Source organism: Aequorivita sp. KMM 9714 (assembly GCF_011065475.1).
In the GTDB taxonomy this organism is placed as follows: Bacteria; Bacteroidota; Bacteroidia; order Flavobacteriales; family Flavobacteriaceae; genus Aequorivita; species Aequorivita sinensis.
This window is the reverse complement of sequence record NZ_JAAGRO010000002.1, coordinates 20,838-44,227: the sequence shown is the minus strand read 5'-3', so window position 1 is coordinate 44,227 and position 23,390 is coordinate 20,838. Positions and strand designations below refer to the sequence as shown.

24 protein-coding genes are annotated in these 23,390 nt (G+C 33.8%); 17 read left to right on the top strand and 7 right to left on the bottom strand.

What is annotated here, in order from left to right; translation table 11 throughout:
• Positions 1-68: 68 nt before the first annotated feature.
• The 11 genes from G3A46_RS06425 (at position 69) to G3A46_RS06375 (ending at position 9,289) form a co-directional block, all read left to right on the top strand.
• Positions 69-2,075, top strand: a complete 2,007-nt coding sequence (locus tag G3A46_RS06425; protein WP_165147745.1) for a dehydrogenase E1 component subunit alpha/beta — start codon at positions 69-71, stop codon at positions 2,073-2,075.
• A 97-nt stretch (positions 2,076-2,172) separates the two neighbouring features.
• The gene (locus G3A46_RS06420; RefSeq protein WP_139854662.1) at positions 2,173-2,334 is read left to right on the top strand and encodes a DUF1328 family protein; all 162 of its coding nucleotides are present in this window, start codon (positions 2,173-2,175) and stop codon (positions 2,332-2,334) included.
• 45 nt (positions 2,335-2,379) lie between these two features.
• A complete protein-coding gene (locus tag G3A46_RS06415; RefSeq protein ID WP_139854661.1) occupies positions 2,380-2,859 on the top strand; it encodes a lipocalin family protein in 480 nt (159 codons plus the stop codon).
• A gap of 6 nt (positions 2,860-2,865) precedes the next feature.
• Positions 2,866-3,573 (top strand): OmpA family protein, encoded by a 708-nt coding sequence (locus tag G3A46_RS06410; RefSeq protein WP_139854660.1) that lies wholly within the window; start codon positions 2,866-2,868, stop codon positions 3,571-3,573.
• 70 nt (positions 3,574-3,643) lie between these two features.
• Positions 3,644-4,771: an NAD(P)/FAD-dependent oxidoreductase gene (locus G3A46_RS06405; protein ID WP_165147742.1), complete on the top strand. Its 1,128-nt coding sequence runs from the start codon at positions 3,644-3,646 to the stop codon at positions 4,769-4,771.
• Positions 4,768-5,487 carry a methyltransferase domain-containing protein gene (locus G3A46_RS06400; protein WP_165147739.1) on the top strand — a complete coding sequence of 240 codons (720 nt, stop codon included), beginning with the start codon at positions 4,768-4,770 and terminating at the stop codon, positions 5,485-5,487. The genes G3A46_RS06405 and G3A46_RS06400 overlap by 4 nt, the downstream gene beginning before the upstream one ends.
• Complete coding sequence (locus G3A46_RS06395) at positions 5,484-6,536, top strand: type III polyketide synthase (protein WP_165148886.1); 1,053 nt, start codon at positions 5,484-5,486, stop codon at positions 6,534-6,536. Before G3A46_RS06400 ends, G3A46_RS06395 begins: the two co-directional genes overlap by 4 nt.
• Positions 6,537-6,547: 11 nt before the next feature.
• Positions 6,548-7,315 (top strand): SDR family oxidoreductase, encoded by a 768-nt coding sequence (locus G3A46_RS06390; RefSeq protein WP_165147736.1) that lies wholly within the window; start codon positions 6,548-6,550, stop codon positions 7,313-7,315.
• A 14-nt stretch (positions 7,316-7,329) separates the two neighbouring features.
• On the top strand, positions 7,330-7,770 hold the full coding sequence (locus tag G3A46_RS06385; RefSeq protein WP_165147733.1) for a FabA/FabZ family ACP-dehydratase: 441 nt from the start codon (positions 7,330-7,332) through the stop codon (positions 7,768-7,770).
• Complete coding sequence (locus tag G3A46_RS06380) at positions 7,763-9,037, top strand: beta-ketoacyl-[acyl-carrier-protein] synthase family protein (RefSeq protein ID WP_165147730.1); 1,275 nt, start codon at positions 7,763-7,765, stop codon at positions 9,035-9,037. The genes G3A46_RS06385 and G3A46_RS06380 overlap by 8 nt, the downstream gene beginning before the upstream one ends.
• A 3-nt stretch (positions 9,038-9,040) precedes the next feature.
• Positions 9,041-9,289 carry a phosphopantetheine-binding protein gene (locus tag G3A46_RS06375; protein WP_165147727.1) on the top strand — a complete coding sequence of 83 codons (249 nt, stop codon included), beginning with the start codon at positions 9,041-9,043 and terminating at the stop codon, positions 9,287-9,289.
• A gap of 112 nt (positions 9,290-9,401) precedes the next feature.
• On the opposite strand, the gene G3A46_RS06370 is transcribed toward G3A46_RS06375, so the two are convergent.
• The 3 genes from G3A46_RS06370 to G3A46_RS06360 all read right to left on the bottom strand — a co-directional run bounded on the left by G3A46_RS06370 (position 9,402) and on the right by G3A46_RS06360 (position 11,212).
• A complete protein-coding gene (locus G3A46_RS06370) occupies positions 9,402-9,857 on the bottom strand; it encodes a hypothetical protein (RefSeq protein WP_165147724.1) in 456 nt (151 codons plus the stop codon).
• Between the two features lie 12 nt (positions 9,858-9,869).
• The gene (raiA, locus tag G3A46_RS06365; protein WP_165147721.1) at positions 9,870-10,172 is read right to left on the bottom strand and encodes a ribosome-associated translation inhibitor RaiA; all 303 of its coding nucleotides are present in this window, start codon (positions 10,170-10,172) and stop codon (positions 9,870-9,872) included.
• Positions 10,173-10,252: 80 nt separating this feature from the next.
• Positions 10,253-11,212, bottom strand: a complete 960-nt coding sequence (locus tag G3A46_RS06360; protein ID WP_165147718.1) for a TerC family protein — start codon at positions 11,210-11,212, stop codon at positions 10,253-10,255.
• Positions 11,213-11,358: 146 nt separating this feature from the next.
• Between G3A46_RS06360 and G3A46_RS06355 the strand changes: the two genes are divergently transcribed.
• On the top strand, positions 11,359-11,958 hold the full coding sequence (locus G3A46_RS06355; protein ID WP_165147715.1) for a nitroreductase family protein: 600 nt from the start codon (positions 11,359-11,361) through the stop codon (positions 11,956-11,958).
• A 165-nt stretch (positions 11,959-12,123) separates the two neighbouring features.
• Here the strand turns inward: G3A46_RS06355 and G3A46_RS06350 are convergent, their stop codons facing one another.
• The 4 genes from G3A46_RS06350 to G3A46_RS06335 form a co-directional block, all read right to left on the bottom strand.
• On the bottom strand, positions 12,124-12,966 hold the full coding sequence (locus G3A46_RS06350; protein ID WP_165147712.1) for a M28 family peptidase: 843 nt from the start codon (positions 12,964-12,966) through the stop codon (positions 12,124-12,126).
• A gap of 17 nt (positions 12,967-12,983) precedes the next feature.
• The gene (rapA, locus tag G3A46_RS06345; protein ID WP_165147709.1) at positions 12,984-15,809 is read right to left on the bottom strand and encodes an RNA polymerase-associated protein RapA; all 2,826 of its coding nucleotides are present in this window, start codon (positions 15,807-15,809) and stop codon (positions 12,984-12,986) included.
• A 332-nt stretch (positions 15,810-16,141) separates the two neighbouring features.
• Positions 16,142-18,634, bottom strand: a complete 2,493-nt coding sequence (locus G3A46_RS06340; protein ID WP_165148883.1) for an FtsX-like permease family protein — start codon at positions 18,632-18,634, stop codon at positions 16,142-16,144.
• 47 nt (positions 18,635-18,681) lie between these two features.
• Entirely contained in the window at positions 18,682-19,371 is a 690-nt protein-coding gene (locus G3A46_RS06335) for an ABC transporter ATP-binding protein (RefSeq protein WP_165147706.1), read from the bottom strand.
• Between the two features lie 27 nt (positions 19,372-19,398).
• On the opposite strand from G3A46_RS06335, the gene G3A46_RS06330 reads away from it, so the two are divergent.
• The 5 genes from G3A46_RS06330 to G3A46_RS06310 all read left to right on the top strand — a co-directional run bounded on the left by G3A46_RS06330 (position 19,399) and on the right by G3A46_RS06310 (position 23,338).
• Positions 19,399-20,148, top strand: a complete 750-nt coding sequence (locus G3A46_RS06330; RefSeq protein ID WP_165147703.1) for an arylesterase — start codon at positions 19,399-19,401, stop codon at positions 20,146-20,148.
• Positions 20,149-20,310: 162 nt separating this feature from the next.
• Positions 20,311-20,940 (top strand): DEAD/DEAH box helicase, encoded by a 630-nt coding sequence (locus G3A46_RS06325; protein WP_347237686.1) that lies wholly within the window; start codon positions 20,311-20,313, stop codon positions 20,938-20,940.
• 131 nt (positions 20,941-21,071) lie between these two features.
• Positions 21,072-21,713, top strand: a complete 642-nt coding sequence (gene thiE, locus G3A46_RS06320; protein WP_165147700.1) for a thiamine phosphate synthase — start codon at positions 21,072-21,074, stop codon at positions 21,711-21,713.
• Between the two features lie 48 nt (positions 21,714-21,761).
• The gene (locus G3A46_RS06315; RefSeq protein WP_165147697.1) at positions 21,762-21,983 is read left to right on the top strand and encodes a hypothetical protein; all 222 of its coding nucleotides are present in this window, start codon (positions 21,762-21,764) and stop codon (positions 21,981-21,983) included.
• A gap of 41 nt (positions 21,984-22,024) precedes the next feature.
• Positions 22,025-23,338: a S28 family serine protease gene (locus G3A46_RS06310; RefSeq protein ID WP_165147694.1), complete on the top strand. Its 1,314-nt coding sequence runs from the start codon at positions 22,025-22,027 to the stop codon at positions 23,336-23,338.
• The last annotated feature ends 52 nt before the right edge of the window (positions 23,339-23,390 follow it).

The window sequence follows — 23,390 nt, the reverse complement described above, 5'->3', positions numbered from 1 at the left end:
AAAATTTGCTATAATAATCCTTTTAGATGCGGGTTTTTTCCTAATTTTGATAGTTATAACTTTTTAAGATGAAAACTGAAACAACTCCACAAATATTCTATAATTACGACCGAAAAGGTCTTGATGACTCTACATTATTAAAACTGTATCGTGCAATGTTGAAGCCGCGTACAATTGAAGAAAAAATGCTAATTCTTCTTCGTCAAGGAAAGATTTCAAAATGGTTTAGTGGAATAGGGCAGGAAGCAATTTCTATTGGAGTAACCTCTGTATTAGAAAAAGATGAATACATCTTACCTATGCACCGAAACCTAGGGGTTTTTACCTCTCGTGAGATTCCTTTACATAGATTATTCTCACAGTGGCAGGGAAAAGCCAATGGTTTTACTAAAGGTAGAGATAGAAGTTTCCACTTTGGGACACAAGAATTCCACATTATTGGTATGATTTCACACCTAGGCCCTCAATTTGGTGTTGCTGATGGAATAGGATTAGCCAATAAATTAAAAAACAACAATAAAGTTTGTGCTGTATTTTCAGGAGAAGGTGGGATGAGCGAAGGTGATATACACGAAGCATTAAACGTAGCGTCCGTATGGCAACTTCCTGTATTGTTTTGTGTTGAGAACAATGGTTACGGACTTTCAACCCCTACAAATGAACAATACAATTGTGAAAACATAGCAGACCGCGGTGTAGGCTACGGAATGGAATCGCATATTATTGAAGGTAATAATGTTCTTGAAGTATACACTAAGCTAAAAAGTATTGTTGAAGATATGCGTATAAATCCTCGTCCAGTTCTTTTAGAATTTAAAACTTTTAGAATGCGGGGTCACGAAGAAGCTAGTGGTACAAAATACGTTCCTTCAGAATTAATTGAAAAGTGGGAAGAACGCGATCCACTAGTGAATTTTGAAAACTATTTATTAGCTGAAGGTATCCTTACTGAAGAAAAAATCAAAGAGTTTAAAGATGAATTTAAACAGGAAATTGATGAAAATTTAGAGATAGCATTTGCAGAACCTGTAATCGAATTTTCTGAAACTAATGAGTTAAATGACGTTTATAAAGAATTTAATTATCAGGAAGTTAAAGAAAATTCAGAAAAAGAAAATATTAGATTGATTGACGCTATTTCTCAGGGCTTAAAACAATCTATGGAACGCCACGACAACCTTGTAATAATGGGACAAGACGTAGCGGAATATGGTGGTGTTTTTAAAATCACAGAAGGCTTTGTAGAGCAATTCGGGAAAGATAGAGTTAGAAACACTCCGATATGTGAATCTGCTATTGTATCTGCGGGAATGGGGCTTTCAATAAACGGTTTTAAAGCAGTTGTAGAAATGCAGTTTGCAGATTTTGTTAGTTCTGGATTTAACCCGATAGTTAATTATTTAGCAAAAAGTCATTACCGATGGAACGAAAAAGCTGATGTAGTAATTAGAATGCCTTGTGGAGCAGGAGTAGGTGCTGGACCATTCCACAGTCAAACAAATGAAGCTTGGTTTACACATACACCAGGATTAAAAGTTGTATACCCTGCTTTTCCTTATGATGCAAAGGGATTATTAGCAACAAGCATTGAAGATCCAAACCCAGTCCTTTTCTTTGAACATAAAGCACTGTATAGAAGTATCCGACAAGATGTTCCTACCGATTATTTTACATTACCATTAGGCAAAGCAGCCTTGCTAAAAGAAGGAGAAGGTATTACTATCATAACCTATGGAGCAGGAGTGCATTGGGCTCTTGAAACTCTTGAGCAAAACCCTGAAGTTAATGCAGACCTAATAGATTTACGAACACTTATGCCTTTAGATACAGATACTATATATAAGTCTGTAAAGAAAACAGGGAAGGCTATAATTCTTCAAGAAGACTCTATGTTTGGAGGAATAGCATCTGATATTTCAGCTTTAATTACAGAGAATTGTTTCGAACAATTGGATGCACCTGTAAAACGTGTGGCTAGTTTAGAAACGCCAATCCCTTTTGCCGCAAATCTTGAAAAAGGCTACCTTTCTAAAGGAAAATTTAAAAAAGAACTATTTAACTTAATATCTTATTAATCATTTAACACTCTCTGTTAAACTTTAGATAAAGGAAATACAAACGTTAAAATTGTTGTTTACTTTAGTGACATACTAATCATTAAAACTAAACAATATGGTACGCTGGATTATTATTTTCTTGGTAATAGCAATAATTGCTGGAATCTTTGGATTCGGGGGCATCGCAGATGGTGCAACTGATATCGCAATGATTATTTTTTGGATCTTTATTGTATTACTAGTGCTGTCGCTACTTTCTAGACTATTTAGAAAATAGAGTTATTCTAACCAATTTATTATAAACAAATCACATTTTAAAATTATGAAAAAACTAATTATGCTAGCACTAGTTGCTGCAACCGCTTTTGCTTGCGGTACCCCAAAAACAGTACAAGAATCTCGAAAAGTAATTAAAGGTTACTGGAATTTAGATGAAGTTTCATACGATTCGTCTGGTACATTTAACGTTACAATGTTTAATGACACATCTGCAGAATGTTTTGAAGGCAGTATGTGGCGTTTTATCCCTAACAATAATACTGGTAGATACAATATCGAAAATTCTAATTGTCCTACTGGTGAGCGTAACTTTATTTTTACAATTCAAGAAATAGATCCAACAAGTGGGTTGTATGATTTCTTACTTAAACCTACAAATGCCAAAGGTAAATCTGATACAAATGCTGGTTATAGATTGCGCTTAACTCAACTTAACGAAAATTCAATGCGTTGGGAGCAAACTGTAAATCTTGATGGTAAACCATTTAAAATTAATATGAACTTTTCTAAAATAAACGAATAAAAACTTATGAAAACTTTTTTTAAACAAACCGCATTAGTTGCTTTAGCATTTACACTAGTAATAAGCTTAGGAAGCTGTGAAGCAACTAGAAACGCAAATAATAAACAAAAAGGCGCTGTAATTGGTGCTACTGGTGGGGCTGTACTTGGTGCCATATTAGGTAATAATATTGGTAAAGGAGGAAACAGCGAACTAGGAGCAGTAATTGGTGGTGTAGTTGGTGGTAGTGCCGGTGTAATTATCGGTAACAAAATGGATAAACAAGCACAGAAAATCGAAGAGGAAATTCCTGGAGCTCAAGTAGAAAGAGTTGATGATGGAATTGTGGTTACTTTTGATGAAAACAGTGGTGTTTATTTTGCTACTAACAAATATAACTTAAATACTCAATCTCAAGAAACTCTTGATAGATTGGCAAATGTATTAAAGGAATATCCTGATACTAATATTTTAGTTGTAGGACATACTGATAGTACTGGTCCAAGAGATTTTAATATGACACTTTCTAGAGATAGAGCTAATTCGGTAACCAATTATTTCGTATCTCAAAAAGGACTTGGTTCTGGAAGAATTACAACTAAGTGGTTCGGACCTGATACTCCTATTGCAGACAATAGTACTGTTGAAGGAAGAGCTAAAAACAGACGTGTAAACATTGCTATCGTTCCAAATGAAAAAATGAAGAATGATGCAAAGAACGAAGCTGGAGAATAATTAATATTTGAAAGTATTTTAAATCCCGCCCATAATTGGAGCGGGATTTTTTATTTTTATTAGATATATTATGGTTAGAAAAAATAAATGGGATTTAATTATAATTGGTGGAGGTCTTGCAGGCCTTACCACTGCTTTACATTTATCTAATCATAACTTAAAAATATGTTTGATAGAAAAGAATACATATCCAAACCATAAAGTATGTGGTGAATATGTAAGTAATGAAATTCTACCATACCTAAATTCCTTAAATATTGATCCTTTTTCTATTGGAGCAAAAAAAATCACAAGATTCAATATCACGAATTTAGAAGGTACGACTCTTAACACAGATCTTCCATTAGGTGGCTTCGGAATTAGTCGTTACGCTTTTGATAATTTAATTTATGAATCTTTAAAGAATGAAATAGAAATAAAATTTGATACTGTTGAGAAAATACTTTTTCAAGATGGGAATTTTAAAGTTTCTACTCAGAATAAAGAAATCTTTACAGCGGAATTTGTTGTGGGAGCATTTGGAAAAAGATCGAATATTGATTCTTTTTTAAAAAGAGATTTTATATTACAAAAATCACCTTGGCTTGCTGTTAAGGGTCATTATGAGTTTGATTTTCCCGAGGATACTGTGGCTTTACACAATTTTAATGGCGGATATTGCGGCCTTAGTAAAATCGAAACAAATGCTGTTAATGCTTGTTATTTAACCACTTTTAAAGCATTTAAAAAATATGGTGATATTGATTCTTTTCAGAGTAACGAAATGAGTAAGAACCCATTTCTAAAAGAATTTTACAAAACTGCAAAACCCATTTTCGAAAAATCATTAACTATTAGTCAAGTTTCTTTTCAAAAAAAGAAACCCGTAGAAAATCATATCTTTATGATTGGTGACAGTGCTGGATTAATTCATCCATTATGTGGAAACGGAATGGCAATGGCAATTAGAAGTGCTCAAATATTTTCAAATTTATTTTTAGAAGCAATGCAGAAAGATTGTTTTAACAGAAATATTTTAGAAGTAAATTACACTCGATCATGGTATAATGAATTTGGAAAAAGACTGAAAACAGGAAGAACTATTCAAAGTTTGTTGATGAATCCACATAGTTCAAAAATTGGATTCTCTGTAGCCAAAACATTCCCATCAATAATCCCTATACTTATTAAAAAAACACATGGTAGTCCTACTATATGATTAGTTTCAGCAATAAACATAGATCTTCTCAAGAAGAAGTGATGGACCGTTTGGATTTTCAAGGAGATGAATTGAATAATCTACTGAATGACTTAAAAACTATAAACAAGTGGTTAGGAGGCAATCACATTACAATTGATGGGGTTAAAAAGTTAATAAAAAATCACTCTAGAGACAACACTATTACAATACTTGATATAGGGTGTGGTGACGGAGAAATGCTCAGAAAATGTGCCGATTATTCTGTAAAGCAAAATTTAAAATTTAAGCTTATTGGTATAGATTTCAATGAAAACATATTAGAAATAGCCAAATCCAAAAGTGCTGGTTATTCAAATATTTCCTTTATTAATATTGATGTCGTAAACAATACAGAAGCAATACCTGAAAGCGATATTGTTTTATGTACGTTATTTCTTCATCACTTCAAAAATGAAGAAATAGAAAGGTTAATAAAAGAGTTTTTGGTCAAGTCGCGATTAGGGATAGTTATAAATGATTTAGAAAGAAGCAAACTAGCATTTAATTTGTTTAAATTGGTACATAAATTATTTCTGAAAACAAAAACAGCTAGGCACGACGGTTTAATATCCATCGCAAGAGGTTTTAAAAAAAATGAACTAGTAAGGTTTTCCGAGCATATTCAAAATCAAAAAAGTACTATCCGTTGGTGTTGGGCTTACAGATTTCAATGGATTATAAATAAAAATAAATAATGGTAAAAATCACAACGGTTTCAACTCAATTGCCACAATACGGTAGAGAAACACCTGAAATTATTGAGCTTGTTAAAAATTGGATGAGCAATCAAGATAATAGGTACAAACGTAAAGTGGTTAAAATAATGGAAGGAGCAGGGGTGGACAAACGCTATTCTATTATGAATCCTGTAGAAGTATTTGAAAACCCCAGTTTTGAAGCTCGTAATGACATTTACATTAAGGAAATAAAAAAGATGGGCAAAGAATGCCTACAAAAAGCACTAAATAAAGCAAATTGGAAGCCTACTGATATTGATTTTATTATTACAGTAAGTTGTACAGGAATTATGATTCCATCTGTCGATGCTTATCTAATTAATGATCTTAAAATGAGGGATGATGTAGTGCGTTTACCCGTAACTGAAATGGGGTGCGCTGCTGGAATATCTGGAATAATCTATGCTCGAAATTTTTTAAAGGCAAATCCAGGAAAAAGAGCAGCTTTAGTTTCAATTGAAGCTCCAACTGCCACCTTTCAAATTAATGATTACTCAATGGCAAATATTGTAAGTACCGCAATATTTGGAGATGGTGCTGCATGTGTACTATTATCTTCTTGTGAAGAGGATACTGGGCCTGAGATAATTGCTGATGAAATGTATCATTTTTACGATGCAACTGATATGATGGGATTTAAGCTTGTAGATACTGGATTACAAATGATACTCGATAAAGAAGTACCTGAAAAAATAGCAGAACACTTCCCTAAAATTATTCACCCATTTTTAAGAAAGAATGGTTTAGAAATTGAAAATATAGATCATCTTATTTTCCACCCTGGAGGTAGAAAAATTGTAGAAACTGTGGAAGAACTTTTTGGTAAATTAGGTAAAAATATTACCGATACCAAGGAAGTTTTAAGGCTCTATGGAAACATGAGTAGTGCCACTGTACTTTTTGTTCTAGAAAGATTTATGACACGAAATCCTGAAGCTGGATCCTATGGACTTATGTTAAGCTTTGGCCCAGGATTTTCTGCTCAGCGCATATTGTTAAAGTTTTAAGGTAAGGGACTATGAGTTTTAAAAATCAATGGGCAGTGATTTTAGGTGGAAGTAGTGGTTTAGGTCTTGCAAGTGCTATAAAACTCGCTTCTGAAGGTATGAATATTTGTATTGTTCACAGAGATAGAAAAAGTCACATACCTGAATTTGAAGCTGAAGTTTCTAAATTAAAAGCGTTTGGAGTAGATATAAAAACTTTTAATAAAGATGCTTTAAATAAAGAGGTGCGAAATCAAATAATTTCTGAATTACCGGAAAAGAGTGTGAAACTGTTATTACATAGTATTGCGAAAGGAAGTTTAAAGGCTATGACTGACGATGGACCTAATCTTGACAAACAAGATTTAGATATAACAATACATGCGATGGCAACTAGTTGGTACGAGTGGACTCAAGCTTTAATCCAACAGAATAAATTTTCAGATAGTGCTAGAAATTTAGCTTTTACAAGTGAAGGAAATACTAGGGTTTGGCCTGGTTACGCAGCAGTTTCAGCTGCAAAATCGGTTTTAGAATCTTTAATGAGAAGCATGGCTGTAGAACTTGCTTCACTTAATATAACATCCAATTGTATTCAAGCAGGTACCACACAAACTGCATCTTTTAAAATGATTCCAGGTAGTGAGAAATTAGCGGAAATGAGTAAAATGAGAAATCCATTTAAAAGAATGACTCAAGCAGAAGATGTCGCAAATGTGGTTTTTTTACTTTGCAAAGATGAAGCTAAGTGGATCAATGGAACTATTATAAAAGTTGATGGTGGCGAGAGTCTTCGGTAATTAAAAAATAAGATTTGAAAAGCGAGAATATAATAAAATTACTCCCTTACGGACCCGAATTTTTATTTGTGGACAAACTAACTAAGATTTCTTCGGAAAGGGTAGAAGGTTATTATACTTTCAAAAAAGACGAATATTTTTACCACAGTCATTTTAAAAATAACCCAGTAACGCCAGGCGTAATCCTTATAGAGTGTATGGCTCAAATCGGACTCGTGTGTTTGGGAATATATTTATTAAATTCAGAAGAGATTTCTGTAAAAACTACTGTTGCATTTAGCAGTTCTCAAGTTGACTTTTTTATTCCTGTGTTTCCTAGAGAAAAAGTAAAAGTCGTTTCAGAAAAGGTATATTTTAGATTTAATAAATTAAAATGCAAGGTTAAGATGTTTAATGAAAAAGGGGAGCTTGTGGCGAAAGGTGAATTAAGCGGAATGATAAAGAAGTATGAATAATAGAGTTGTAATAACTGGTTTAGGTGTTTGTTCCCCAATAGGAGTGGGGTTGCCCGATTTTACAAAAGCTTTAAAAAATGGTAATTCTGGAATTCGTTATTATTCTGAATTAGAAGATTTAAAGTTTTCTTGTCATTTAGGTGCCATTCCTGAAGTTACTGAAGAAAAAAAGAGGGAATATCTTACAGAATTACAGTTACGAAATTTTAAAAGCAGTAGCATTTTATATGGTGTTATTGCAGGAATGGACGCTCTAAAAGATGCGAAAATTTCAGCATCTAAAATTGATGATGACCCTTTATGGGATTTAGGAATTATTTTCGGAACCGGTGTAAGTAGCGTAGAAAAGTTTAGAGAAAGCATACATAAAGTAGATGATAAAAACTCACGTAGGTTAAGTAGTAATACCGTTCAACAAATAATGACTAGCGGAATTAGTGCTTATTTAGGTGGTTTAATTGGAGCAGGGAATATTGTTACAACAAATTCATCTGCCTGTTCCACTGGTACTGAAGCTCTACTATTAGGTTACGAAAGAATAAAAACTGGCAAAGCCAAGCTAATGCTTTGTGGTAGTACTAGTGATCATGGGCCATATATTTGGGCAGGTTTTGACGCTCTAAGAGTTACTAATTATAGATATAACGAATCTCCCGAAAAAGTTCCGGGTCCTTTAAGTGAAGCTGCAAAAGGATTTATACCAGGTAGTGGAGCAGGGGCATACCTTTTAGAATCGTTAACGAGTGCGGAAAAAAGAGGAGCTACAATATATGCAGAAGTTTTAGGAGGCGCCATTAATAACGGTGGTCAAAGAGGTAAAGGAACAATGACAGCTCCTAATAATAAAGCTATTATAAAATGTATACAAGCAGCCTTAAATGATTCAAAAATTGAAGGAAAAGATATTGAATATATAAATGGCCATTTAACGGCAACTTCTAAAGACCCAGACGAGATTGAAAGTTGGTGTAAGGCACTTAATAGAAAAGGAAATAACTTTCCTTATATAAATTCCTTAAAAGGTGCAATAGGGCATTGTATAGGTGCAAGTGCTAGTATTGAAATAGTTTCGGCATTGGTACAAATGAAAGAAGGATTTATTTTCCAAAATAATAACTGTGAACCTATACACCCTGAAATACTAAAGAATATTTCCATAGATAAAATTCCAACACAAACCCTTCACAAAACATTTAATATAATGGCCAAAGCGAGTTTTGGGTTTGGAGATGTTAACGCTTGTGTTATTTTCAAAAAAAATAAATAAAATATGACATCAGAAGATATTTACAAAAAAATTGAACCAATTATCAAGAACTACCTACCTGAAGATGTTTCTAAAATGGAAATTAGTAGAGAAAGTGATCTTACAAAAGAATTAAATATCAACTCAGCACATTTAATAGATATTGTTCTAGATGTAGAAGATGTTTTTGATATCGAAATAAAAAATGAAGATCTCGAAAAACTCAGAAACCTGAATGATGTAATTAATTTAATTAAACAGAAAACGGAATAATTAGGTATTCCTTGTAAACAGTTACCGAGTTTGAACTGGTATAAAAAAACTGTTTTTATTAGTGTAAAGGACTAGATTCCTAAATACTAATAAAAACAGTTATTTAATTTTATTACTCTATAAAATTTTCGTTTTCGGAAGTAGGTTTAATATCTGGTGGAGTATCGTTGGAAGGACTTTGCTCCAAACCTGCAGATTCAACTTCAAAAAATTCTAATATTTCTGTTGGACTTTCAATTTGTTTCGTTCTATCGCCATTTATCGCAATAGGTTTAGAGATTACAAAATCATTGCTTTGAATAATTTTTATCCAATCCTCGGTATTAAAATCTGAAGTGTTATCAGAATCTAGATCAAGCTCACGAGTGTCAACTAGGTCGCCAACTTTCACTCCAAGAGCTTTTGCTATTTCCACCCATTGTGTATCTCCAACTTTCGTTTTTGCTATATCAATTGCTAAATACGGTTTTTCGATACCTGTAAGATAACTCAACGTATGTGTACCTACACGTGTATTACTACTGTATATAAGTGTTAATTGATTTTTGTCACGTGCTATTACTCCCATATTTATATATTCTTAATGTGCTTGTAGTTTATCTTTTCGCTTTTGTAATTGTGTTCTAAGCTCTGTCGAAACCTTTGCCACAGAGGCCTCAAATGATGCTGTTGATGTTTCTGCAAAAATATTAGAACCAGGTACGCTTAAACGTACACTGCAAATTTTACCTTTTTCTGGATTGCTGCTATTTTCTTTTTTGAAATAAACATCTGCACTTACTATAGAGTCGTATTTAGATTCTAGTTTATTTAACCTTTCTGTTAATAAAGCTTCTAACCTTGGACTTGCGGTTACCTCGTGATATTCAAAATTGATAGTCATATTTTATTTATTTAAAATTTGAATATTAAAGATACAATAGCATAAAATCCATTCCAAACTTTTAATAGCTTTTTGTGAAATTAATCCTCTTTAGTTGGAGTATTACTAGAATCTGGAATTATTAAAGAAGCAATTACACCTCCTGCTAAAGATATACCTATAACACCAAGTGAAAGCCACTCTGGTATTTCTACATTATGAGTAAGCAACATTTTTATCCCTACAAATGCAAGAATAATTACTAGACTATAATTGATATATCGAAATTTAGTCAACATTCTAGAAACTAAGAAATACATAGAACGCAATCCTAAAATTGCCAAAATATTGGAACTAAAAACAATAAATGGATCGGATGTAATTGCAAGTATTGCAGGAATGCTGTCTAAAGCAAAAAGGATATCGGTTAATTCAATAATTATTAAAGCCACGAAAAGGGGAGTGGCTGCCCGTATTCCCATACGTTTTATAAAAAATTTATCTCCATCCATTTTATAACTTATAGGAAAGAGTTTTTTCACATATCGAAATACTTTGGATTTTTTTGGATCGAATTCAGACTCTTTATGAGTTAACATTCTAAAAGCCGTAAATAAAAGGAAAGCACCAAAAACGTAGATTATCCAATCAAACTTATTGATGAGAGCTACACCAAAAAATATCATTAATGCTCTAAAAACTATAGCACCTAAAATCCCCCAAAACAAAACTTCGTGTTGATATTTTTGAGGAATAGCAAAGGATGAAAAAATTACAGCTATCACAAATACATTATCAATACTTAACGACAGCTCGATTAAATATCCAGTGATATACTTAAGGACTGCATTTTCTGGGGTCAGGTTTGTTGGATTGTCAACTAGTCCTTCAGAAAACAACCAAAAAATAATTCCAGAAAAACCTAAGGCAACAGTTATCCAAATAGAAGTCCAAATTGCAGCTTCCTTGGTTTTAATTACGTGAGGAGTACGATTAAATACACCTAAATCTAAGGCTAGAAATAAAATTATAAATGCAATAAATACACCCCATACCAACATAGTGAAATTTTTTTATCAAAATTAAGTTTAAATCATATTTAAATGTTCTACATATATGTTAATAAACAATATTTCCGTTAAATCTTTTTTAAATCCTTTATATACAATCACTATCTGATTATTTTTAAATAAAATTCTTTAAACATATGAAAGTAAACAAAACTACACCAACCGATTACCCAATTTTAGATAGTATAAAAAATAGATGGAGTCCAAGAGTTTTTTCTAATACACCAATTACAGAACAACAAGTAAAAACATTGCTAGAAGCTGGTCGTTGGGCACCAAGCGCCTCAAATATCCAGCCATGGCGTGTAATATGGGGGTTAAAAGGTACAGAAATGTATGATCGAATTTTTAATTGCTTAGACGAATTTAATAGTAGTTGGGCGGGGAATTCACAGTTACTTTGGATTAATGCATTTAAAAAAACCATGAATAATAGAGACGTGGATAATTTTCACGCATTACACGATTTAGGACTATTTATGGGAAATGTAATCCAACAAGCAAATAGTATGGAGATTGCAGTGCATCAAATGGCTGGACTAGATTTTAGAAAAGCACAAAAAGAATTTGGTTTTACAGATGATTATCATGTAACTACAGCAGTAGCATTTGGCTATTTTGGTGGTAATCCTGAAAATTTACCTGAGGATTTAAAAAAGAAAGAGGTTATGGAAGTTCGTGAACGCATGCCACAAGAAGATTTTGCCTTTAACGGTAATTTCCAGAATAAGAAATGATAATGATTCCATACTAACGTAATATAAATAGAAGAGGTGTTCTATATAGGAACACCTTTTTAAACCTATAAGAATATGGAGTTGTACAAAAACCCTATTTTACATAATATAAATTATAGAACAAAATGGTATATAACTTAATTCCATTAAATACTCCATTTCTAGTTATTCCTTAATATTAAATAATGCATACGAAATACTATTTACCGCATCGGTCATTATATTGAAATCAAGAGTTTCAATAGTATCTGTAGCTGTATGATAATGTGGATTTCCTTTGCCTCCAGTTCCAATCACCATTACAGCTGGAATATTGAATTGCCAATAATTGCGATGATCTGAAGGGCCGTTATTTGGATAGTTCTCGGCAAAAGAAATACGTCGGGAATCCATGGTGCCATTCGCTTTTAACAACTGAGAGACTTTTCTATTAAAGAAATCAAATCTTTTTATACCAGAAACTATCAATTGATTTTTGTGGATAGAACTATGTTTATCTATAATCTTGTCTTCACGATAATAACCAATCATTTCAAGAGCAATCATCCCGATATAATCCTTGTTAGTTTTTGCAATTGACTTGGCGTGAATATAGCTTCCCATTTTATCCGTTTTAAAAAAAGGAGGTTCTTCCAAGCAAAAAAACACAAAATCAATTCCGTAATCTAATGCTAGTTTACTTTCAGTTAGAATTCGTGATATTTCTAACAAGCCAGCTACACTACTTGCATTATCGTCTGCTCCAGCAATTTCTTTATACACATCATAATGAGCACCAATTATAAACCGTTTTGATTTTTGAGGTTGGTATGTAGCGATAACGTTTTCGTATATATTTCCTTTAGCATCCCATTTTTGCCTAGCTGTCGGTAAACCAATTTCCTTAAGTTGCTCCTCTATATATGCTGCTGTTTTTTGAAGGCTTTCAGGGTTTTTAAAATTTCTATAAGGGAATATTGATGTTAAAAAAGCTATATGATTATATAAGTTTTCTGTTTTTGCTTCCATTTTTCCTTTAAACTACACTATTCTTTTATTATAAGCTGAACCGCATCCATCCTAACTCTTGCATTTTTAATAAGAACTGATAGTTCTTCCTGCTCATCAAGAGCAGTTTGAATTTCTTCTGGCCTGATGTTATTATTATTTTCCTTTAATGCTCTTAATCGTTCTATTTCGTGGTTAAGAGTAATGTTCATTTTTTGAAGCCCTTTTTCTTTCTTTTTTAAACTTTGGGTTTCAGCTATTTTTGTGGCAGCCATCATCATTTTGGGTAAGATTGTTTCTACCAAAGCTTCATTATCTAGCAAAGGTTCTATCTGGCCTGCAGTCAAATTCTTGTCGATAAAATCAGCAAGATAATTATCGGTTACTTCATTTCCATTAATGTCTACCACAATACGTATTGGGGTATTGGGAAGAAAACGATCTACAAATACGCCTTGTTTGCTTGATGTTTCTAACACATAGAGCAACTCCAATAATAGTCCGGGACTATTAGAGTTTCGAAGGATACCAAAACTAGCACTTCCTATTCCGGAAGTTACCACCATATCGATACACTCTGTAGTAATAGGATGGTCCCAACTTAAAAAACTCAGGTCTTCCCTACTCAAAGCATGATTTCTATCGAAAGTAACTCCAATACCTTCACGCGGAATTGACGAAAAAGCCTCGGTAGTTACAGAAGCGGGATGTATAAAATAGGTTCGATAAGCTAAATCTTCCATTTCCATTTTGAAATACCTGAAGACCTTGGTTAAGTATGTTTCAAGAGTTTTGTCACGGTCTTCTTGCTTAATTTGCTTTATTATTTCATAAGAAACCTTTGGTCTAAATGAATTCATTTCTAACAACTTATCACGTCCCTTTGAAAGTTTTTCTTGAAGTTTATTTTGAAAGACTGCTGTATCAGCTATTAAGGCTTCCAATTCTGAGTCTGCCTCTTTGATGGCAGGAGAATTACAAATTTTAAGCAGTCGGGCTCCAAATAATTTAAAAACTTCATAACCACCTTCAATGTTTTTTTCAAATGCATTCAAGCCTTCGTGAAACCATCTTACAAGTTTATGTTGTGGACTTTCTAATAAATATGGAATATAAATATTGATGTCCTTAGTCTGGCCGATTCTATCTAATCGCCCTATTCTTTGCTCCAACAATTCTGGATGTAGCGGAAGGTCAAAAAGTATAAGGTGATTAGCAAATTGAAAGTTCCGTCCCTCACTCCCTATTTCTGAACAAAGAAGAATTTGTGCTCCATCTGTTTCGGTAAACCAAGCTGCATTTTTGTCTCGTTGTACAATAGTGAGGTCTTCATGAAAAACAGCTACATTTAAATTGGCGCGTTTTGTTAATGCTTCCTCCAAAGCCAATACTTTTTCCTTGCTTTTGCAAATTAATAAGGTTTTATCGGGAGAAATTTCTTTTAAGACATTCAAAACCCAAAGCACCCGTGGATCGTCCTTAAACCAAAAATCTTGTTCTTCAATAAGATTTTCTGTATTTATATCCCTTACAAATTCCTTGGTAAGCCGTTCAACCCAAATTGATTGGTCTTCCTTTACTTCAAGAGGAATTAAATGTGCCTTCCGTTTAGGAAAATCACTCATAGCAGATCGGGTATTCCGGAATAACACCCGTCCAGGACCATGTTGATCCAATAAATCTTCAATTAAATTATCCTTCGCTAATTCATCACCCTTTAGCACAGACTGTATACGTTCCTTGGAAAAAAGAGACTCTAAAACTTTTGTTTCCTTAGAGTTTAAGGCTTTATTCAAATCAAGTTTTTCAACTATGGTGGCAATATTTTTATGATCTTTTGATTCATTTATAAAATCCTCATAATTGTCATATCTATTTGGGTCGAGCAATCGAAGACGTGCAAAATGGCTTTCAATTCCTAATTGTTCCGGCGTTGCGGTAAGAAGCAACAATCCTTTCGCCACCTTACTCAGCAGCTCCACCACAGCGTATTCCGGGCTTACCTTATCTAAAGACCACTCCAAATGGTGAGCTTCATCCACAACAAGCATATCCCAACTTGCAGTTAGAGCTTGGCGAGTTCTCTTTTCAGAAGTTGCTAAAAACTCTGTACTACAGATTATTAACTGATTGGCAAGAAATGAATTACCCTCTGGCGCACCATCGTCAAGAGCTTCACAACGCGGTTCATCAAAAATATTAAACCACATGTTAAACTTGCGCAATACTTCAACAAACCATTGATGTACCAAAGATTCAGGAACGAGAATAAGTACTCTCGAAATTCGACCACTTAGCAATAATCGGTGAATTATAAGACAGGCTTCAATTGTTTTCCCAAGGCCCACTTGATCTGAAAGTAAGACACGCGGGGCATAGCGAGAACTCACTTCGTGCGCAATATAAAGTTGATGTGGAATTAAATCTATTCTTCCGCCTACAAATCCATATACGGGAGAAATTCTTCTATTATATTCGTGTTCTAAGGTTTCTCTTCGTAATGCAAAGGAGCGGGGTGAATCAACATCTCCCATAAAAAGCCTATCATCCACTCCATAATTTGCGGTAACATCACCTAGCTCGGCTTCAGAAATCTTATTGTCTTTACCGTAATATATATAAAGCCCGTTTTCCATTTCAACTCTTTCAATAAGCATGGACTGCTTATCTAAATCAACAATCGTATCTCCGGGTTTAAAAATTACACGACGCAAAGGAGCACTTTCTATGGCATAAACTCTATATTCATTGGAAAGCGGGAAATATATTTTTACTTGTCGGTTACTGGTTTCCGTTAAAATACCTATCCCTAATTCAGGCTCACCTTTACTAGTATATCTTTGATTTGGATAAAAAACATCCATATTTTTTATTGTTGTAAAATGTTTATTTATTGTGTGATTTGCATATATATTCTGCAAAACATACTAATTTAATTAGTCGTATTCATCGAGTATGTAAGACATTTAATTGGACATCTAGGCTTACAAGCTTTATTTAAGTTAGTTAATTAATTAGATATTTTATTTATCCTTTTCGTCTCAGCCGTGATATTTTACCGCAAATTCGCAGATCTTAAGAATGTTAACCTTAGAAGCAAAAGTCCTGACTTCTCTTATGGCAGTCAATCCTTCAGTCCTACTTCATTATACAGATACAAACTATCCTCTAACCTCTAGAAACTACCAACTACCACTTACCCACTCTTTCTCAAAACCTCCAATGGCGAACTTCTTAAAACCTCCCGAATGTTGCTTAAGCCAATTCCTAAGACTAAAAGAGAGATTCCAGGTAAGAAAACCAAGAATGGGATTAGCGAAGGAGTAAATGATTCTTGAAACACAAACACTGCTAATAATAAACTACTTATCAATGCCAAAAGTATTCCTAAGAGGCTACCTAAAATACCTAGAAATAAATATTCTAGAGCGGTAATGGTTAAAATCTGTTTGTTTTTGGCTCCTAAGGTTCTCAATAAAACACTTTCTTTTATTCGTTGATATTTACTGGTACGAACGGAACCTATCAGAACAATAATCCCCGTAAGAATACTAAAAAATGCCATGAAATTTATTATCCAAGACACCTTGTTAAGAATATCTTCTACTACAGTAAACATCTGCCGTAAATCTATAACGGATACATTTGGAAACTTACTTACTAAGTCTCGTTGCAATTTAGCAGAACTGGCTTCAGTTGGTGCGTTGGTAGATAATACATAAAACTGTGGCGCGTCTTCTAGGACACCACTCGGAAAAAGGATAGTGAAATTAGGTTGCAGGTTTGCCCAATCCACCTTACGTATGCTTTTTACGACAGTTGGCATCAGTACACCTTGAACATTAAAAACAATTGAATCTCCAATAGTTACATTAGCATCTTCAGCAAGATTTTCGGAAATTGAAATTTGAACAATCTCCCCTGGCTTTTGTAAAGGCACCCACTCCCCTTTTACTATTTCTTCAGAATCAATTAAATTATTTCGGTAGGTGGTTCTAAATTCGTGATTTAAAACCCAACCTCTTATTTGTGCTGTACTATCGGTGCGAAGGTTGTTTACCAATTCATTTTTTATGCTGTGCATTCGCATAGTAACCAGCGGAATATTATTTAATACCTGTAGACCATTTGCTTTAAAAGTATTAACCACATCCCCTACTTGGTCTGGTTGTACATCGAGGGTTATTAGATTTGCACTTTCTGATGTTTGACCAATTTCAGCCTTATCTAGTAGAATATCTTTTGTAAAATATAATGTACTAATTAAAAAAGTTCCTAATCCAATAGCCACTAACAGCACTACAGTTTGATTATTGGGACGGAATAAATTCAGTAAGCTTTGTCTAGTAGTAAAGCCTGTATTTTTAGGGAAAAAGGTTCTTACCAATTTCATTGTACCTAATGCTATTCCTGAGAGGATTCCAAAGGTTACCATGATTCCGCCGATAAAGGCCAATGCAAACATCCAATCGCGAAGCAACCAATAAGAAAAAGAATATAGGAATAAAACAATCACCGCAATGGCCACAATACTTGCCTTTCTAGATTGTTTTGAAGTATCCCCATTAACTCGTAATACTTCCAATGGTGAAACATACCAAGTACGCAATAGCGGTAGTAAAGCGAATAAAACTGACATTATAACCCCCAAAAGAACACCTATAATGAGCGGTTGTAGACTAATACTTATAGTTAATTCGAAAGGCAGAAACTCTTTTAAAACAATAGGGAAAAGCTCTTGAAGCCCTACTCCTATTGCTGTACCAATAATTCCTCCTAATAATCCTATTCCTGCAATCTGAATCAAGAAAATTAAAAAGCTCTGTTTTCTAGAGGCTCCCAAACATTTTAAAACGGCAATTGCTTTTATTTTTTCTTTAATATAAATATTAACTGAACTAGCAATCCCTACACAACCTAACAAGAGTGCAATAAATGCAATAAGATTTAAAAACGAACCTACATTATCATAACGCCTCCCTAATCTACTGCTAGTACTAATATGAGTGTCTAAGTCGGCATTTTCTTCTTCCAGTAATGGTTGCAATTGCTCTTCCAATAAAACTAAATCGGTGTCGGGTTGATTATAGAAGAATTCATAACGTTTACGGCTTCCAAATTGCAGCAATTTTGTTGCTTCTATAAATCGATACGGAATAATTACCAATGGCGCTACAGAACTTGAGATTGCTGTATTACCCGGAATTGCATTTAATGCACCAGCTATAGGTAAGGTTATTTCTCCTATTTTAATAGAGTCACCAGCCTGAAGATTGTATTGCAACATTAAGGTAGCATCTACTAATGCGCCACCTGAAGTTTTATATAAAGTGGAAGCTGTAACCGGTTCTGTTTCAAGCTTTCCGTAAAAAGGAAAATCACCCTGCAAGCCACGCACACGAACTAATTTAGTACCATCGTTCTTAGGAAATGCGACCATGGATACAAAACTCACTTCCGAAGCGTCTGGTTGAAGAGAATCTATAATTTCCTGTGCCCGCTCAGATGGAACTTCATTTATATCAATACGAAAATCGGCCCCCATCAACGATTTCGATTGTCTTTGAATATTATCGGTAAGGTTTTGACTAAACAACTGTATTGAAACCACTGCGGCAATTCCTAAAATAATGGAAGCCATAAATAGTAGCAACCGCGCCCTACTTGCTTTAGCATCACGCCAAGCCATTTTAAACAGCCAAGCAGGATTACTATTTGACTTTAAAGTTGACTTTTTCAAATTACCGCTGTTTTTTCATTGGTTAAAATTTGTCCGCCTTTCAGTTTTAAAATTTGTTGAGTTCTTGCGGCTAAGTCTAAATCGTGCGTAATTATAACAAGCGTAGTCCCTGCTTCTTCATTGAGGTTAAGAAGTAACTGAATTACTTTTTCACCAGTTTCTTCATCTAAATTTCCTGTAGGTTCATCGGCAAATAAAATAGAAGGATTGTTGGAAAACGCTCTTGCTACTGCTACTCGTTGCTGCTCCCCACCTGATAATTGTGAGGGATAATGATTGACACGTTTTCCCAAACCTACTTTTTCTAATAATTCTTTCGCTTTACTTGCGGCATTTTTGGAACCTTGTAGCTCTAAAGGCACACTTACATTTTCAAGCGCAGTTAAGGTTGGTAATAATTGAAAGTCTTGAAAGATAAAGCCTACTTGTTCGTTTCGCAATTGTGCTCGTTCATCTTCATTAAGAGCACTTAAATCGTGCCCACATAATTCCACTGTTCCTGAGTTAGGAGTATCCAAGCCTGCACATAATCCTAGTAAGGTGGTTTTTCCACTTCCAGAAGGTCCAACAATAGCAAATGTTTGCCCTTTTTCAACTTCGAAGGAAACTTTTTGAAGGACTGTTAATTGTTTAGAACCACTTTTATAAGTTTTTACCAGCCCGTTTATCTTTAATATCTTTGTCATTTAAATTTTATAATTATCTCCGACAATATGCCGAAGTCCAAAATTACACAAAGCCTTTTAAATACAAGCCTTTACAAGTCTCGAAACCTCTTAAAGTTTTGTTATATCCTTCTGGCATTTGTAATGATTTCCTGTGGGAATGATAAAAAAACTGAGGCCACAACAGATTCAACCGAAAACAATACTACGGAAACTGAAACTGCAGAAAAAACATCTAGCAAAACCATTATGTTTTTTGGCGATAGTATTACCGCAGGGTACGGTTTAGATGATACAAATGACGCATTCCCAGGAATTATTCAAAAGAAATTAGATTCGTTAGATCTAAATTACCAAGTTGTGAATTCTGGTGTAAGCGGAGAAACTTCTGCCGGCGGTAGGAGTAGAATCGATTGGATTTTAAATCAAGATATTGATGTTTTTGTTTTAGAACTCGGAGCCAACGATGGACTGCGTGGTCTTCCTATAACAGAAACTAAAGCTAATTTACAAGCAATTTTAGATGCAGTAAGAGCAAAGAATCCTGAAATAAAAATCGTTTTGGCAGGAATGCAAATGCCACCCAATATGGGAGCGGAATACACCACCCAATTTAAAGCCATATTTTCTGATTTGGCTTCAGAGAATAACATTGAATTCATACCTTTTATTTTGGAAAATGTAGGTGGTGTAAAACACCTAAATCAAGCCGATGGAATCCACCCTACAGCTGAAGGACATAAGATTTTAGCTGAAACTGTTTGGGAGGTACTTGCTAAGGTTTTGGATTTTGAATAAAACAGTCTCATTGGTAAAACTATTTATTTTTATAAAAATTACAGAACTAGATACTGTAACAAAGGATGATAACATTTAAATTAGGTAAGTTCACTCCGTAATTCCTTATAACTCGGCATTAGGTAGTATATTTGTTGAATTGTAAAATCTCAACTAATTATCATGTCTTTATTTCCTATGCCTTTTAAAAAACTAAACCCTGAAATAAAAGAGAAGTTAGAAAAGTTTGAAATAATTACTCCTACTCCATTTCAGACAAAAAGTATTCCCGTTATTAAAAGTGGTGCTAATGTATATTGTACGGCTCCTAAAGGAAGTGGAAAAACAACAACACTTATTCTAACAACCTTACAGAAACTTAAGTTTGAACCTGTTGGAGATGCTCCTAGAGCAATAGTTTTGGTAGAAAACAAAGAAAAAGCATTAGAAATGTTTGAAGCTTTTGAAGCATATACACAACACAAAGAAATAAGAGTATATGTTGGATACGAAGAGCTTCATATTGACATTCAAAAATCTGAAATCTTTATGGGTGTAGATATTTTAATTTCTACGCCTAAAACATTAAATAAATTGTTTTTAACCAATGGAGTTAGTTCCTCTCAGTTAAAAATATTAAGTGTTGATGATGCTGAATTTCTTGCGCAAAAAGCTGATTATACCGCAATTATGGCGGTAACTCAAACTATTAAAAGATGTCAATATGTTTTGTACACAGAGAAAATTCACCCAATGTTAAAACGCTTTGAAGCACACTTTATGGAGTTTGCTAAAAAGGTTGAAATTTCTTGAAAATAGATGGTTGCGAGAAGAGCACAAAGAATAAAGAATAAAGAACAGAGAATAAAGAACAGAGAACAGAGAAAAAAGATCTTCAAAAAGAGGCAATGCAATCTTGTTTATTAAAACATTGACAAAACGCTATGATACCCAAATTACATTATATATCTCAAGGAAATTCTCCTAAAGAGCATTTGGAAAATATCCAGAAGGCGTGTACTTCTGGGGCAGAATTGGTACAGTTGCGTTTAAAGAATATTTCTGATAAAAAGTTATTAAAACTAGCCCAAGAGGCAAGAGATATTACAGCTCACTTTCAGACCAGATTAATAATAAACGACAATTATAAAATCGCTAGAGAGATTAAAGCAGACGGAGTACATCTAGGAAAATCTGACACCTGTCCTACTATTGCTAGAAAACATTTATATACTTGGCAGTTTATTGGTGGTACTGCAAACACTTTACAAGATTGCGAAGCCTTAATTGAAAAAGAAGCAGATTATATTAGTTTAGGACCTTTTAGATTTACAGAAACAAAGGAAAATCTACCCCCAGTTTTAGGGTTAAATGGATACACAGCAATTATTGATGTTTTAAATACTGAAACGCCTATAATTGGTGTGGGAGGAATTACCTTAGAAGATGTAACCGCAATTCTAGAAACTGGAATTTCAGGACTAGCAGTATCTGGAGAAATTACTCGTAATTTTAATACAATTAGAAAATTTAACGAAATGCTCAATGCCTCTTCAGCAGCAGAACAACGATATACTTTTGAATAAAGGTAAAGCTGAAAAATATTTTATAGACATTTAATGCTTTGAAAAATTATGAAATTAAACTTAATATCTTGCGATGCGCAACGCCCCGATAGAAGAGCGATAGCTCAATGTATTACAGAAATTTCGAAGCACAATGAGTCCTTGGCAAAGGAACTTACAGATATATTATTAGAAGGTGACGCAGTAGAAATTGATGTTGACGATAAAAACTCAGGTTCTGCATTACGAGCTTTACGAAAATTAAGTGTCAATTACGAGATTATTGAATAACCCTAACTTGACGATATTAAAACTTTAAAATTGAATTTATTATGAAATCAATTCGCTATCATTATTTTTTAATTTTTGTTCTTCTATTTGTAGGTTGCAAAACCACGACAAGCGTTGCACCTACTTTAAGAGAGGTTTCAAAATTTGAGAAATTAGCTTCTATAGAAAATGTTGTAAGTATTGAAAAAAGAGCTGTAGTAAGTCATTTTGATGAGAATTATGAGCTTTGGTTTGAACAACCGATTGACCATAACGACTTAACAAAAGGCACATTTAAACAACGTGTATTTTTAGGTTTTGAAAATCCAATGCAACCTGTAATTGTCGAGCTTAATGGCTATGGAATTGGTTCAGAAAAAGCTGGGGAATTAGCAACTCATTACAATGCCAATCAAATATCAATAGAACATCGTTATTTTAATAATTCTCGACCTGAAGACATAGATTGGAATACACTAACAATTGAAAACGCCGCTAAAGATCAAGCTGCTATCATCAATGCAATTAGAAATGCCTTATATCCAAATGCAAAATTTATTTCCACAGGAATTTCAAAAGGTTGTCAAACTGTAATGGCACATAGATATTATTTCCCAAAAAATGTCGACGGTTGTGTTTGTTACGTTGGTCCTTTAAATTTTGATAGAGAAGACGAAAGGATATTTGAATTCTTAAGGAATGTAGGGACAGAAGAAGACAGGACAAAAATCAAAAACTTTCAAGAACTTAGTTTTAAAAATAGAGAAGCATTATTAGAAATATTAAAGACTAAAGCTGCTGAAGAAGGAATGTCTTGGGAGTTTGGTGTAGAGAAAGCACTTGAATATTCAATTTTAGAATATCCTTTTGCACACTGGCAATGGGGCACAAAAACTGATGATATTCCAACAGAATCAGCAACAGTTGAGACTATTTACGATCATTTATTTGATGTTGTAGGCTACGGTTTTTTCGAAGAAAGTTCGGTTGAAGATTTACAACCCTATTTTTGGGCTGCATTAACACAACAAGGAATTTATGCCTATGAAACCAGACCATTCGAAAAATACTTAAAAACAGATAAACTATACACTTTTGATTGGGCTTTCCCTGAAAACATCTCAAAACCTTTCGATCCTAAGCCAATGCAAAACATAAAAGCTTTCTTAGACACGAAGGCTGAAAAGATGCTATTTATTTACGGCGAATACGACGCTTGGAGTGCTACAGCTGTAGAGTTGACAGAGAACGCTGAGAAACGAGAGTTATTTAAGTTTGTAAACCCTCAAGGCGATCATAGAACTCGTATTAAGAGTTTTGATGTTTCAGAACAACAACAGATTTATAAAATTATAGATAGTTGGCTTAAGGAATAGATGTTAAGCGCAGTTGCTTGAAATTGAAATCGAAATCAAAATCGAAAGGGCC